The sequence below is a fragment of the Acinetobacter sp. YH12098 genome, from assembly GCF_013419235.1.
Taxonomy (GTDB): Bacteria; Pseudomonadota; Gammaproteobacteria; order Pseudomonadales; family Moraxellaceae; genus Acinetobacter; species Acinetobacter amyesii.
The window spans coordinates 1-13,414 of the sequence record NZ_VPAO01000008.1 but is presented as its reverse complement, the minus strand read 5'-3'; the positions used below and the strand labels follow the sequence as shown (position 1 = coordinate 13,414).

13 protein-coding genes, 5 pseudogenes and 1 other annotated feature are annotated in these 13,414 nt (G+C 36.5%); of the genes and pseudogenes, 10 read left to right on the top strand and 8 right to left on the bottom strand.

The features are described 5' to 3' along the window. From FTU38_RS03735 to FTU38_RS03720, 5 genes and pseudogenes are all read right to left on the bottom strand, one after another. A partial coding sequence (locus FTU38_RS03735; protein ID WP_180110596.1) for a BapA prefix-like domain-containing protein occupies positions 1-808 on the bottom strand: 808 nt, incomplete at its 3' end. 47 nt (positions 809-855) lie between these two features. Next, on the bottom strand, positions 856-1,239 hold the full coding sequence (locus FTU38_RS16805) for an OmpA family protein (RefSeq protein ID WP_373683963.1): 384 nt from the start codon (positions 1,237-1,239) through the stop codon (positions 856-858). Further along, positions 1,240-1,698 (bottom strand): hypothetical protein, encoded by a 459-nt coding sequence (locus FTU38_RS16800; protein ID WP_257219774.1) that lies wholly within the window; start codon positions 1,696-1,698, stop codon positions 1,240-1,242. It abuts the gene before it with no gap. A gap of 208 nt (positions 1,699-1,906) precedes the next feature. After that, positions 1,907-2,554, bottom strand: a complete 648-nt coding sequence (locus tag FTU38_RS03725) for a transposase (RefSeq protein WP_257225672.1) — start codon at positions 2,552-2,554, stop codon at positions 1,907-1,909. A 235-nt stretch (positions 2,555-2,789) separates the two neighbouring features. Further along, positions 2,790-3,505: pseudogene (locus tag FTU38_RS03720) on the bottom strand (IS3 family transposase); the annotation flags it as partial. Beyond that, positions 3,114-3,230, bottom strand: a sequence feature (AL1L pseudoknot). Its footprint overlaps the pseudogene before it by 117 nt. Positions 3,506-3,801: 296 nt before the next feature. Between FTU38_RS03720 and FTU38_RS03715 the strand changes: the two are divergent. The 5 genes and pseudogenes from FTU38_RS03715 (at position 3,802) to FTU38_RS03695 (ending at position 10,439) form a co-directional block, all read left to right on the top strand. Continuing rightward, positions 3,802-4,299: a hypothetical protein gene (locus FTU38_RS03715; RefSeq protein WP_180110598.1), complete on the top strand. Its 498-nt coding sequence runs from the start codon at positions 3,802-3,804 to the stop codon at positions 4,297-4,299. Further along, positions 4,296-6,476, top strand: a complete 2,181-nt coding sequence (locus FTU38_RS03710; RefSeq protein ID WP_180110595.1) for a hypothetical protein — start codon at positions 4,296-4,298, stop codon at positions 6,474-6,476. Before FTU38_RS03715 ends, FTU38_RS03710 begins: the two co-directional genes overlap by 4 nt. Next, positions 6,473-9,436, top strand: coding sequence for a site-specific integrase (locus FTU38_RS03705; RefSeq protein WP_180110594.1), 2,964 nt, complete (start codon positions 6,473-6,475; stop codon positions 9,434-9,436). The genes FTU38_RS03710 and FTU38_RS03705 overlap by 4 nt, the downstream gene beginning before the upstream one ends. A 90-nt stretch (positions 9,437-9,526) precedes the next feature. Continuing rightward, positions 9,527-9,896 (top strand): annotated as a pseudogene (locus FTU38_RS03700) (MbcA/ParS/Xre antitoxin family protein). Between the two features lie 282 nt (positions 9,897-10,178). Then, positions 10,179-10,439: a helix-turn-helix domain-containing protein gene (locus FTU38_RS03695; protein ID WP_104489549.1), complete on the top strand. Its 261-nt coding sequence runs from the start codon at positions 10,179-10,181 to the stop codon at positions 10,437-10,439. On the opposite strand, the pseudogene FTU38_RS17000 reads toward FTU38_RS03695, so the two are convergent. Continuing rightward, positions 10,438-10,581: pseudogene (locus tag FTU38_RS17000) on the bottom strand (hypothetical protein); the annotation flags it as partial. The gene FTU38_RS03695 and the pseudogene FTU38_RS17000 overlap by 2 nt on opposite strands. Positions 10,582-10,754: 173 nt before the next feature. Between FTU38_RS17000 and FTU38_RS03690 the strand changes: the two are divergent. From FTU38_RS03690 to FTU38_RS03680, 3 genes and pseudogenes are all read left to right on the top strand, one after another. Further along, positions 10,755-11,057, top strand: a complete 303-nt coding sequence (locus FTU38_RS03690) for a helix-turn-helix transcriptional regulator (protein WP_104489548.1) — start codon at positions 10,755-10,757, stop codon at positions 11,055-11,057. Positions 11,058-11,118: 61 nt separating this feature from the next. After that, positions 11,119-11,317: pseudogene (locus FTU38_RS03685) on the top strand (type II toxin-antitoxin system HipA family toxin); the annotation flags it as partial. A gap of 115 nt (positions 11,318-11,432) precedes the next feature. After that, on the top strand, positions 11,433-11,669 hold the full coding sequence (locus FTU38_RS03680; RefSeq protein WP_035268632.1) for a VF530 family DNA-binding protein: 237 nt from the start codon (positions 11,433-11,435) through the stop codon (positions 11,667-11,669). Positions 11,670-11,732: 63 nt separating this feature from the next. Here FTU38_RS03680 and FTU38_RS03675 read toward each other — a convergent pair whose 3' ends face one another. Next, the gene (locus FTU38_RS03675) at positions 11,733-12,005 is read right to left on the bottom strand and encodes a recombinase family protein (protein WP_257225671.1); all 273 of its coding nucleotides are present in this window, start codon (positions 12,003-12,005) and stop codon (positions 11,733-11,735) included. A gap of 51 nt (positions 12,006-12,056) precedes the next feature. Here FTU38_RS03675 and FTU38_RS03665 point away from each other — a divergent pair, with 51 nt between their 5' ends. Then, positions 12,057-12,578 (top strand): IS5 family transposase, encoded by a 522-nt coding sequence (locus FTU38_RS03665; protein WP_257225670.1) that lies wholly within the window; start codon positions 12,057-12,059, stop codon positions 12,576-12,578. Positions 12,579-12,617: 39 nt separating this feature from the next. Further along, positions 12,618-12,854: a hypothetical protein gene (locus FTU38_RS03660; RefSeq protein ID WP_005021575.1), complete on the top strand. Its 237-nt coding sequence runs from the start codon at positions 12,618-12,620 to the stop codon at positions 12,852-12,854. Positions 12,855-13,309: 455 nt separating this feature from the next. On the opposite strand, the pseudogene FTU38_RS03655 reads toward FTU38_RS03660, so the two are convergent. Next, positions 13,310-13,414, bottom strand: a pseudogene (locus tag FTU38_RS03655) (IS5/IS1182 family transposase); the annotation flags it as partial.

Below are 13,414 nucleotides of genomic sequence, written 5' to 3'. Positions count from 1 at the left end.
CGCCCTCAGTAAATTCACCGGTCACGTTACCAGTCAACGTCACAGTTTTTCCTGCTTCCGCAGCATTCACAACGTTGTCCGCTGTAACCGCATCAATGCTAAGCGTCGCTGTCGGTGCTGTGGTGTCTAAGGTGAATTTAATGTCTGTCGAGGCTGAAACATTACCCGCTTTGTCGATTTGACGTACGCTGATGCTATTCTCACCTTCTTGCGCAACCGGTTTCTCACTAATCCAAGTCTTACCGCCATCGGTGCTGTATTCAACGGTCGCACCATCTTCAATACCGGAAACAGTATAGTCACCGTTATTGGTGATGCCATCTTTATTATCACTACCACTGTCGGTGGTTAAGCTCACACTCGGTGCAAAAGGTTTAATAGTATCTTTCTGAATATTTTTATCATTACCATCTTGTCCAACAATAATGCCACCAACAACACCCGCACCCACCAACCAAGGTAACAATCCAACAAGTTTACTACCCTCAACTGCTGGCAATAATGCTTCTAATCCTGAAATTTCTTTAAAACCAGAAAGACCATCAAACCAATAAAGAACACAACCATCTTCTTCAAAGACTAAATCTGATGTACCCCCTTCTGCATCCACAACAAAGAAGTTTTCAATAACAATAACTTCTCCATTTGTGAGCTTTAAAATTAAATTATTTCCATCACGAATGAATTCCGCAACATCATCACGATTCATTTTTGTATGAACAATGCTTGATTCTGACAAAACAATACGTTCAGCATGAACACTTACTTTATTGAGAGAGTCTTTTTCAATAACTATAAAATTACTCATCACAGATCCAATATATAAATTAAATAATTCTTAAACTTAAAAGCTAATTACTTAGATAAGCCCGTAATTTCAACCGTGACTCGACGATCTGGTTGCAAACATGCATGTAATGCTTCTAGCTGCTTTACATCAAAACAGCCATTGGTCACTGGTTGACGTTTGCCTGCACTTGCTGTCGAAATCACATTCCCTGCCACACCATTTTGAATCAATAGGTTACGCACCGTATCTGCACGTTTTTGCCCTAATTGATTGTTATAACTATCATTTCCCAAACGATCTGTATGGCCAACTAACTTGATTTGACTCACAGAAAAGAAATTGTTGCGAATTTGCGATGCAACTTCTAGTACTTCTTGACGACCTTTTGGTAATAAATAATTCAAAGAAGAACCGTCAAATTTAAATAAAGTATCTGCTGCTAGATCCACTCAAATTGTATGCTCCTGTGCAACAACATGTGGTTTTACCTCACAACTTAATGGCTGGCCATTATTGGCAATAAAAGGCATACCATCAGCTTTGACAGATAGGACTAATTCATTGCTCGCTAACTTCCCTACGTTCAAGTCAATATCACAACTCTGGCATGATGCTTCAGTGCAGTTTTTCACTTTGAAATTATACGTCTCAGGTTTTAATGAATATTGAGCCGAATTATTTATATAAAAATTTCCAGCTTTAATACTGTCGATATAAAATTCAATTGGGCAATTTTGATTCCCTTCTGTGTCGTCTGCACATAGAAAACCATCTCTTGTAACATTAAGCAATGTCGAGTAACCAGCCTTCATTTCCTGAAACCGCAACTCCGAGGGATGCCTATAATTTGATACACAAGCAGTTCCACCCATACATATTAAAACTAAAAGCAATAAAACCTTATACATTAACAACTCTCCGCAACACATTAATAATTAACATAAAGCCTCCATCATTAATGTGATAAAATTCACACTTCTTCATGATTATTGCACATTTGTATTGAATATGTATGTAATTTACAATTTATTTAACACGGCTTTGTTGCATAAATATGTAAGCAACTGATTTAAATAAATTTAATTTTGGATCAAAAAATAATCAAAACTTTTAAAATCATATAGTTATGAAATCTTTGTGCAACAAAGCCGTTTGCAGTAATTTCAAATCCTGTTTCAATGTTGGATCTTGATCTATGTGATTATTTATTAACTTATCAATATGTTCAAGTTGTTGATTTAAATACTCAATATTCTCTTCAAGTAATTTAATCACAACAACGGAGGTATGAGTGGACTGCGCCTTTTCAAGTCGATTCTTTTCCTGCAATAGACTACCTAGATAGACATCTCGTCTGCCTAGTAAAGCTTTTAATAATCTGACATTTTCAGGTTCAGGCTGCCATATGATTAACTTTGCGGTGTAACCATAACGTGAAAGAGCTTCACTATCAGCTTTATCCGTTTTATTTAGCATGGACATGCCTTTGGCAAAGGCTCTTACTCGTGAAGGATTAGCCACACAAACCTTTACACCTGCATCATATAGATAATATCCCAAATTCTCATGATAAACTGAAGTCGCTTGCATGATTGCTGTCACTTGATCAGGTTCAATTTTAAGAGTGATGAGCCATTTGAGCAGACTGGCAAAGCCACTTTCTGTATTAGTAAATATTTTATTTTTTCTTTTTCCAATCAAACCTTGAGGGAAAATGCAACAATCTATTTTGGTTTTACTGACATCAATACCTAGCATAATCATGGTGATATTCCTTGAGTTTAAGCTATGATTTTTATCCCATTAACCATCATCTTACCTTGTGAATACAGCATCAAAGTGCTTAGTTACCGTTCAGAGTTGTATGAGGGATAAGGGCAAATTGTAGGTTTTATCTCAGGTTCAAATTTAAGATTTTAGCAGCACTCCAAACTCTACAATTTGCGTATAGTGGTAGCTAATCACTATATCAATCAAGCTACAAGAAACACTGTTTCGGAAGGTGGTTGGGCTGATCTGCACTAAAATTCCGTTTCACTAAGTCAGCTGCTCGTTTTTGATCATCTCGGCTACGTGTGGTTAGTTTGTTCTTACCGCGCCAAACACCTTGTATAGCTAGCTTCTGCATCAATCGAGCAACTGTACAACGTGCGATAACATAGCCTTCACGTTTCAGTTGTTGCCAGATCTTACGCACACCGTATCGACCTGAACTTTCTTTCCAAATATGTTTGATTTGCTCTGCATGATGTAAATCATGCAGAGCACGTTTCGCTCGATGTTTTGGATTATCAGCGAGATCTAAAGTTCGGTAATAGGTTGAAGCTGCGATCGGTAAAATCCTACAAATCGCATCAACACCATATCGATCTTTATTGTTATGGATAAAATCCACCATTATTTGTGTGGGCGGTCGAGCTCCGCCTGGGCGAAAAAAGCGGCTGCTTTACGTAGAATTTTATTGGCACGCTTTAATTCTTTAATTTCACGTTCCATTTGCTTTATTTTTTCTTGATCAGATATCTGTTGTACTTTAATAGGATTTTGCTGATCTAAATGCTTTTGATGCCAGGCACGAAGTGTTTCAGGAGTACAACCGATTTTAGGAGCAATAGCTGTGATCGCAGCCCAATTCGATGGATAATCTTTTTCGGATTCAATCAATAATTGAACCGTTCTATCTCTGATTTCAGGGGTATATTTTAATTTTGTCATCGAACCTTGCGAAGCAGTGCTTCTCACTCAGAATATTGACTCTCCGACAAACCCGGTACGGTTCATACCACTAAAAAGATTAAAAACACTATATAGTGAAATTTACAATTTAATAACACAACATAGGGTGCGTAACCCTTGACTCCCCTATAAAAAATACGTGAATATTATAGTTTATTTTTCAGCCACTTGGCATAAATATGGGGGAGACATCAGCATATGTCTATAAAAAAAAAGCTATTGAAAGTCATCGTGTATCTTCAAAAAACCTGCAATTAATGTGTTATCCAAAGTGTATGCAGGCCTACCAAATCTGGATTGCTCTATTTTTTCAGCTTAATGAGAAACAGCAAAACTATCATTTGGATTTCACTTTTAAACAAAATATAGATATCCCTCTCCTTACTACCGATAAACCAGATCACTATTTTTTTAGTAGCCATTTCAGCTGGATCTATGCTTATTATTACAATAAGAATAAAACTCAATTTAAGTTTAAAGCTTACGAGAAAAATAATTCATATGAATCCATCATTCAGGCTCTAAATGAAGTAAGAAGCTTACTCAGTTCTGGTTTGCATCACTCAATTCAGGGCTTAGATATCATTGCATACTGGCTGAATGAACAATACCGACCTGACCATCTTCAAGAAGTTTTCGGTCATAAAATTTTAACTATCAACCAACTGCGAGAATTATCAGGACTATCCAAATCCCAAAGCCCGGTAAGTTCTTTTTCAGATTATGCAGGTCCAATTTCATTAGAAAAAATTCTGGTGGGAATTTCATCATGAATGGATATAGTTATTTAGAAGATACTCAAGAATTAAAGCTTGAGCCGTTTCGAAACTTCTACCAAGTATTGGCAGAAGCAAAGCTGGAAAATTATCAGAACTCAATCAAGCTCAACGACCTCATTCAACAATATGAAATTACTAAACTTAATACTTTTATAGCTCAAAGCCTGACTGATAAAAAAGTCAGCGAGTATCCTCTGGTTCATTACCTTATTGCAGTCATCAACACTCCATCAGCATATCAATCAAACGCGCTGAAATGGGCTATTTTCAATACTCAATGTATTGAATCACTCAACAGCAAAGGACATTCAGCTACCATAGTTAATCTTTGTAGGCGTTTTCGTTTAGCTAGCACAAAACAGAAATATTATTGGCTTTACAATTTCTTATCTACTCTTCCAATGGAATTAGAAGAGCTAGTTAAACTTCTAAAAGAAGCTGAAACAGAAAATAAAGAGCTAATTAATCGCTCAATACCAAATTTAGATGAAGAACGAATTAGCCAGCTGGCAAATCTGCGTGTGATCTATCAATATGTCTTTACTCAGTCTGAACGTTTAAAACGAAATCGCCAAAGCAGTTCGGGCTCCAAAGAACCTCCTCAAACTGATGTTCAAAAGACATCAACAATATCTCTCGATGATGAACAAACGCATCAGACTCATTTTGAACAAGGTACGGCCAAACAACCGCGCGAAGATAAAACTATAGAAAAAGTTGAAGATCATAATTTTGAATTTAATCAACTTGAGCAATACTCTATTACAGCTCAGGTCAATAATCTCAAGAACAAAGTTCTGCATCAAAACAAGAATCAGTTAATGAGCAAGTCAAATCCTCGTGTCTTTGATTTGCCTACCGCACAGCATATTATGCGAATTTTGTTTGAACAGGCAAAGACCTCTCCAATTCATGCCTTGCTTTTATTTTCAGTACTCAGTTTGACGCATTATGAAGAGCTATTAGTATTTCGGAAACATTTCCGTCTGAGTTCAAAAAGAAAAGAAATTACTTTTAGTCCTGAAAATTTCTATTTTCGGCAAAGCTTTGATAGCTCCAAGTTTAAAGATGCTTTATTAAAAGAATATATGATGAATCAGGGAAACTCTTTTACAATCCCATTACCCAAAGTTTATTTTGATCAGATTTTTCAACTAAAAAAGTGGGATAAAGCTGATATTGCTTCCGATGTACAAGAATATTTACGTAGAATCAGTGACGGCCTTACTTTTCATTTAACAGCTCGAAACCTTCCTCGTTTAATTAGCGATATCACGTTGAATGAACTCGGATATGAATTGGAAAGTAAATTACTTAGCGGAGAAAACGTTAATAGCTACACCCCAGGCCATTACTATTCAATGAAAATTGTTGATATCCTCGATATTTATAGCCAAACACTTTATCTGGTTTGCCCGCAGCTCGACACTAGTTATATCGAAGAATTTAAGTCCCCTGTTACTTTTGGTAGTCAGCAAACGCCAGACCTGCCTCTGGTTAAATCCTTTTTTAAACAGCTTGACCAGCAAGTTCGGGGTAACCCTAACCCTTTTAAAACACTGAAATATTATTCAATTTGGCTATGGTACGTTTGCATGATTATGACATCTGCCCGACCAAATGAAGCCTTTCCCCCGAATCTCGATTATCTTGATCTCGACAACCGTTTGGTGGCTGTTGCAGATAAAGAGCAACGTTATTCGGGTACCATTGGGCGCTACCTGCCATTTAATAATTTTCTTCGAGATGAAATACAGTCTTATCTAAAATACTTAAAACAATTTCAGCACCTTATGAAGGCTTGTGCTAGCCAAGTTAAAACAGAACTAATTCAAGAAATTTTTGATGGTAAGCGCCCTTTCCTTTTAGGTTTTGGGCCTGAGGGATATATCCGAAATTTAGAACTTGCCGATATTGAAAAGAACAGTCCAGAAATAGGTTTGCAACGTAATTGGACTCGCCATTTCGCTCGCTATTTTTTTGCACAGCACTGCGATGAAGATATGCTGAATAGCATCTTTGGTCACGATGGCCCCATGCAGGAACTTTTTGATCGCTATTCGGGTTTTCAGGCTACTGATTACGATCATATTCGAGCAGCGCAAGACAAGCTGGTCGGAATCTTAAAGCTTAAAAGTATGTCTACATTTAATGGGTTCCTAATTGAATGAGTAAACATCCACACTCCCTCAAAAGAATAGAAAAGCATAGAAAAAACAAAGCATTTCTTCTGAACTTGTTTAGCGAGAAATGTACAGAGCTGACGCCTGAAAACTATTCGGAAATTTGTCGCCAAGTTGATAATCAGCTTTTAGAACACTGTAAGTCAAATATCCGTAGCTATCAGATGGCACGTATAGAGTTTGCTAAATATATTAAGCGCTTTAATCGCTTATCGAATCAAAACTATCCGGTGCCCGCCACTCCTGTGAGACATGAGAGAACTCTACCACAGCAGAATATTGAAACCTTAAAAAATGGTAAAAGGGTGACTCAATTTGCTAAAAATATGATTGCTTATTGGGCCAATAGCAATGACTTCAGCCCGACACAATCACTCGGCTTCTGTTTAATCAGTACCATATTATTCAATGGTATTTATAACAATACCGAAGTGCAGATATTTTTAAAAATTATTTTAAAAACACATAAATTTCAAAGTTTTTTAAACTTGAATCATCTAGTTTCACTAGAGATCCCAAATCGAAATTTTGGTAATCAACGTATAAATAACTCCGATTTTTCAGTTAGCTATACAAAAACATTTGTGTTAAACGATATTGTGAAATGCTGGATATACAGGCTCAAACATCAGGAATTTGATTTATTTTCAGATATTAATGATGCAGAACAAGTGATCAACACTTGCCTCATCGAATGCTTTCCTGAGGAAAAGGTACGTTATAAAGACCTGTTAAAATATGGTTTTTACTATACACAGTTCCTAAAAAACAGTGGCCTAGATCAAATATCAATTTGTATTTTAAAAAATGATATTTACAGCTCTAGTCCACTTGAAAAACAATTAGCAGCTTACTTTGTTCAGTTTGAACAAACGCATACCAATAACAATTATATTGAGAATACTTATGAAAACCGTCAGGCTCACTCTAAAGTCAAGATCACATTAGATATAGCAGAAACCTTAATAGGAATACGTCAAGCCATTCGTGCAAAAAATTATAAAGATCAACTCATAGAATTATATTCTAGAGAACTATCTCCAGCCTTAGAGCGTTTGCTGATATGGACTATTCTGCGCTCAAAATTAACAGAGGCACAACTGGACTGCCTAAATCAAATAATTCAGCAGCAGAAACGTTTTAAGCGCAAGCTTATACAAGCAGATTTTCAGCCTGTTAAGCAAAGTTCGCTAAATACCATGTTTTCACAATTTGCTGTTCATTGGCTGCAGGCAACGCAAGATAAAGATATTTCATCATTCTCAAATGCCGATTTTGAAGATATGTATGGAGAAATGATTTTATTAAAGAAAGAAACGACTCGAGCGACTATACAAAAACGCCTACAAGAATTCCATCACAAACAGACCTTATTCTTTAGTGCGCCCACCGTCGATTTAGATAATTTAATCCAGGTAAAAATTTGTAAAACTGCGCTGATCTCACCCCATCTTTTTCATAGCATGTTACAGCAGCTCGAAAACCATCAAGGTATTTCAGTTCGGGATAAAAATATATTTAATCTGATTTTTATCTTGGGATTTAGAGCTGGATTACGGATTAATGAAACATTAAATATCTTTGTACGGGATCTACTTATTACTGAAGATGCTGTGATGTTAACTATTCGCAATAATCGCAGTAAAAATCAAAAAAGTTATTCAGCTTACCGTAAGATTCCTCTTCATTATCTGCTTAAAGCAGACGAATTACACACATTCAAAACGTATATTAATAACAGAAAACGTCTTCTCAAAGAACAAGGAAAATCACTTGCACAACCGCTGTTCCTAAAACAGTCGTTGGAAGAAAGTCATGAAAATGAAGTGAACTCACTGCTCAAGCAACTGATTCAACCTATATTCGAAGAACATAGCTTTACTTATCATAGCTTGCGTCACTCTGCTTTTAATCATCTTTATCTCATTTTAAAGAACTCAGAACTTGCAGATGCATTTACTGACTACGACACTCATGAGCAAATACGCATTCGTTATGCTTTGCTACGAAATAGAAATACTCAACAGACTTGGTATGCCCTCTCGCATTTTGCCGGGCATCTGACACCTGAAACAACCTGTTCAAGCTATCTGCATTTAATGCATCTGGCGATCACTTATCAGCTGAATCAAATACAAAGCCCGCTTCCTAAAGAAGCGTACTTTAATATTCTGAAACATGATGACGATATTAAATATCCTGTGCAGCAACGTGCCATCAGGCAATTCTTATTTGATCAGCTCACTAAAGACCGTTACAGGCAACATGATCATCAATATCAACCAGAACAACAGAAATCGCCTGATTCACTGATGCTAGGAGCTCATGACTCAGAGATGACTTTTGAATTATTGCATCACATTCTTGCAGTAGAAAAAGAACAAGACCTTATGTTACCTGAAGCCATTCCTTTGCAAATCGCGCAAAAATTACGTGCTAGAGCCCAGCATTTGAAAACCTCCTGTGTAAACCAAAAAAAATCATCGAGGTTATTTACCACAGATTTTTTAAGGAAAACTCCGAATGCATTGGTCACCATGTTGCCAACCAATCAGGAGGAAAAAAAGGTCATTCAACATGTTCAGGAGCGTTATGCAAATGTACAAAGTAAATACAAAAAACAGCTTCATACGATTTACTCAATTTATCTTGAAAAAGTTCAGCCCAATTCAGCCCAGTTAATTTTTGAACTGAATGAAAAACGGCAACTGAAGAAACTTCTTTCTTTTATTCATAGCTTATTTCCCAAAAAATATCTTCATTTAGAACTCTCTCAGCAGAGCAAGACAGAGCTCAAAAAGACATTACAGGATTTAACATTACGGCCAGAAAACTTCAGCCTGAATGAAAATGAAAGGCGAATTAAGTTCTGCTTCAAGGGTAAAGATGCAAAAGCACTTGGGGTATTCAAGTTACTGATGTATCTCATGATAGTTTCTCATCCTTAAGCTGTTTGTAATAAAAATTTTAACTCTGAGAAACGATAATCAAATAGTATAAACTCTAGATATCAGCAACGTCTGAAACAGAGATCAGTCATGCATAAAACACCAGAAAAAATTGCAAAACAAAAAAAAGGTATTAGCTAAAGCTGTTTTATCATCTGCAAATCAACTTGGTTTGACACAGAGCCAGCTTGCTATCGTTCTCAATTTAGATTCAGTGGAAACTTTAAATTCGCTTGAGTTAGATCCCGATTCAAGTCAGGGAGAACTCGCAATTATTTTAATTCGTATTGCGATATCACTAGATGCTCTAACAGGTGGAGAGGCTAAATGGATGCAGCATTTTATGAAGTCACCAAATAAGCTAACCAAAGGCATTCCGATAAAACAGATTCAGACTACTCAGGGATTAGCTACTGTATTAAACGTAGTCGAAGGACTTCGGCTTCAGGGTAAATATTAAGAAATACAAAGCTTCATTACACAGAAAATTAAAAGTCATAATTTTGTCTAATAATTCAAATTCAAGGTATAAGAAGTTCCTCTTCTCAAGAGGTATACAACTGCCTCATTATTGAGAACTGTCATACATATATGGATTCTATTAACCTAATTCGAGGCTAAATTGAATCTTATAAGTTCAATTTAGCTATTCAAGAATCATTATAAAAGTTTGCTATATAGCGAACATTAACCATAATTAGTTAAAAGTTTGCTATATAGCTAACAAATTTCGGGAGAAAAAATGGCTACACGAGGTGAAATAGGTAAAGAAATACGTTTGGCAAGAAAAGGGTTAGGCTATACACAGAAAAGCCTTGCAGAAAAAACTCAAGTCAATAAAACAACAATTTCAGAGATGGAAAATGGCCATTTTACAGGTTCATTTGACATATTTGAACGTGTGCTTGATGGTGTTGGTTTACAATTCGAAGTGAATAAAAAAAATCATAAATTGCCGCAGTGGGATGAAATTGAAGAAATATTTTCAGAATATGATGAATAGATTGTGAATCGGTACCGAATAAGGTATCAGAAAAGGCAAAGCCCTGTCCATCAACCTCGTTGCTCCAGACCACTTGTGCCAGATATTCCAGATTGACCTGATAGCAAATCCCAGTTCCTCGCGACACCACGCGAAACTGATTGAGCTTAAAGCAAGTTGTTAGACGCTATTAGATTGTAAATGTCTAATTAGACTTCTTTAATCTAATAGGATCTAATCACCCAATAAAGCACCTTTTCACCGATCAACCGACACATTTTATAACTCCATTATTTTGTGGCTTAATAGCCATATCCAAACATAAGACCCAATATTATGGATTTAAGATTCAGAAAACCTGAAGAAGTTGTTGGATTATTATATGAGAGGCTTCGTAAAGAACGACTTTATCTGGAAATGACTCAGGCAGATGTTGCTGCACGTGCTGGTATTGGTGTGAATACAGTATCCAATCTAGAAGCAGGTCGAAATGTTTCATTTGAAAATTTAGTACGCGTTGCCATGGTCCTGGGCCGATTACAAGAATTAGAGGAACTCTTCAAACCTCATTTAAACAGTGTAGATGATATTCTTCGCTATGAGAGTAATACGGCTCGCCAACGTATCAAAAGGAAATAAATCCATGCTCGAAAAATTTAATGTTTACTACAATGGATGGGGTGAATATTGGCTTTAGGGTATACTGGTCTCCTCAACAGCAATCACAGGTCAACCATTAATTGCCTTTGAATACAGTGCTGAAGCGATCCGTAAAGGTTTAGAGCTTTCCTCTTTCCTCTTACCTACTTCCGTTAAAAGGTGACCCATTAAGAAAAAACTTTCCTACACAGCAAATGGGATTACCAAGTCATATATATGATGCATCACCCTATGGTTGGGTGTGCTCCAGAATTTTGGTGGTTATTCAGTCCATCATTACCTACATTCCAACTCTCTAGTTTTCCAACTAGCCCAGGTTATAATAATGACCACCCAAAATACGATTGATCTATTATGAACACCTCCAATGACCCTTTACACGGCAAAAAACTTGCTGACATTTTGGATGAATTATTGGATTACTACGGTGGCTTTGAAGGTTTAAGTCGTAAAATTGAAATTAGATGTTTTTGCATAGACCCAAGTGTTAAATCATCATTGCGATTCTTGCGTACCACACCATGGGCACGTGAAAAAGTAGAAAGCTTATATTTGTACGTCTTACGCCAAAAGGCAAAACAGAAACTGTAGTCCCAGGCAACACCCCTCTCATCATAAAATTTGAACCGTACCGGGTTTGTGGGAGACTTTTATTTAACTGATGTTACGTAGTAAGTGCATTTTGAGCATCTTCGCTACTACATGTTGTAGTTTATCTACTTCAGTGACCAAATCTTTCAGGCTTCGCGCAAAACGGTCCATGGAATGTACAACAACTTGATCGCCTTCCCTGACATAGTTCAACATTTCTTGAAATTTTGGTCGGTCGGTATTTCTGGACACCCCCAGTTCACGACTAATGGCTTTAATAGATTTACCTTGCTGATGAAGTATTTGGATTGTCACTGCTTGCTCCAAAGTTAACATGTTGAGCAGTCCAAAATGACCGCTATATTAACCAAGGGGGTCAGTTTTTAAATGCCATTAGGGGGTCATTTTTACACTGCCGCTAACAACATTGCTATGGATGCTAAAACCCTGCAAATACGTGCAGTACAACTCACCATAAATAATGTCAGTGATTCTCAAGTACTCGAAGATTTACTTGCTCAAATTCCCTTGGATGAACCAATTGATTCTGTTTATACAGATGGTGCTTATGACACAAAGCACTGCCGACAAGTCATTTTAGATCGAGATGCACATGCGATCATTCCACCTAGAAAGAATGCAAAGCCTTGGAAGGATCAGCAAGCGAGGTCTATAGAGCGGAATGAATTATTAAAGACAGTCAAACGGCTAGGCAGATCGCTTTGGAAAAAGTGGTCTGGTTATCACCGTCGAAGTTTGGTTGAAACCAAGATGCATTGCATCAAATTATTAGGCGATAAATTAACAGCGCGGAGTTTTCCAAGTCAGGTGAATGAGATCCATGCACGCATGGCAGTTTTGAATAAATTCACAGAATTAGGTCGCCCTCATACCCAAGTTGTCTCTTAAATTTGAGTAGCTTAAGGGAAATCAGCCTTTCAAACCTTTATGCAACAAAGCCGGCCGAAAGTATGTCAGGTATTTGAAATGCTGATTCAGGACGGTATCCTCAATAGTAATCAGGTTTTAAGTGGTTTACCCCATCCTTCGGGAGCCAATGCGGAGCGAATAGCGTATTTTCTCGGGAATAAGCCTAAAGAATTACTATCATCTAAAACGAATCCAGAGTTATTGGATAAAGCGAAAGCTGAAATCATTAAGAAACTTGAACGCCTGGAAATGTAGTGACTATCCATACAGGCATGGAACATGACTGTTCACGTAAAAAGCCCAATCTAGTGTGATCGGGCTTTTTGTTGTGTAATTATATGATTGATTTTAAATGAAAAATTAAAATAATTTCGTATAACGTGTATTATGTTAATTTTAGAAATATTTAATGATAACTTCATTATAAACTCAGTCATATTTTCTTAATTTATGAGCTACAATTCACGTTAAGAACCCAATATTTCATGAATTTTATAAAGGTAATCATAGTGATAGATCATATTTTTAATAAACATATAACTAATGACACCTTAATAAATGATGAAATGTGTCACTATAGTTTTGAAGAATTATCTGATAAAAATACATTCTACGCTAGCGGCCTAAATTTTGATTATCTACTTATATTAGTTAATAAAAAAAATAATGTTTATGTTGAAGAATTTACAATAGATCTCTTGCGAAAGTCATTATTGAAAATTTATCCGGTTTACCAGTGCAGCGATTAAGTTAATGCGTAAACCGAATCTTTTCCGTCTATTTCGATAGCGTTCACTTAATATTCTAAATGTCTT

Bases quoted from the DNA above. Each gene is read 5' to 3' on its own strand.
- FTU38_RS03705 (WP_180110594.1), top strand. From the start codon at position 6,473: ATGAGTAAACATCCACACTCCCTCAAAAGAATAGAAAAGCATAGAAAA.
- FTU38_RS03680 (WP_035268632.1), top strand. From the start codon at position 11,433: ATGAACACCTCCAATGACCCTTTACACGGCAAAAAACTTGCTGACATT.
- FTU38_RS16800 (WP_257219774.1), bottom strand. From the start codon at position 1,698: ATGTATAAGGTTTTATTGCTTTTAGTTTTAATATGTATGGGTGGAACT.
- FTU38_RS03660 (WP_005021575.1), top strand. From the start codon at position 12,618: ATGCAACAAAGCCGGCCGAAAGTATGTCAGGTATTTGAAATGCTGATT.
- FTU38_RS03690 (WP_104489548.1), top strand. From the start codon at position 10,755: ATGGATTTAAGATTCAGAAAACCTGAAGAAGTTGTTGGATTATTATAT.
- FTU38_RS03695 (WP_104489549.1), top strand. From the start codon at position 10,179: ATGGCTACACGAGGTGAAATAGGTAAAGAAATACGTTTGGCAAGAAAA.
- FTU38_RS03715 (WP_180110598.1), top strand. From the start codon at position 3,802: ATGCAGGCCTACCAAATCTGGATTGCTCTATTTTTTCAGCTTAATGAG.
- FTU38_RS03665 (WP_257225670.1), top strand. From the start codon at position 12,057: ATGCCATTAGGGGGTCATTTTTACACTGCCGCTAACAACATTGCTATG.
- FTU38_RS03675 (WP_257225671.1), bottom strand. From the start codon at position 12,005: ATGTTAACTTTGGAGCAAGCAGTGACAATCCAAATACTTCATCAGCAA.
- FTU38_RS03710 (WP_180110595.1), top strand. From the start codon at position 4,296: ATGAATGGATATAGTTATTTAGAAGATACTCAAGAATTAAAGCTTGAG.
- FTU38_RS03725 (WP_257225672.1), bottom strand. From the start codon at position 2,554: ATGATTATGCTAGGTATTGATGTCAGTAAAACCAAAATAGATTGTTGC.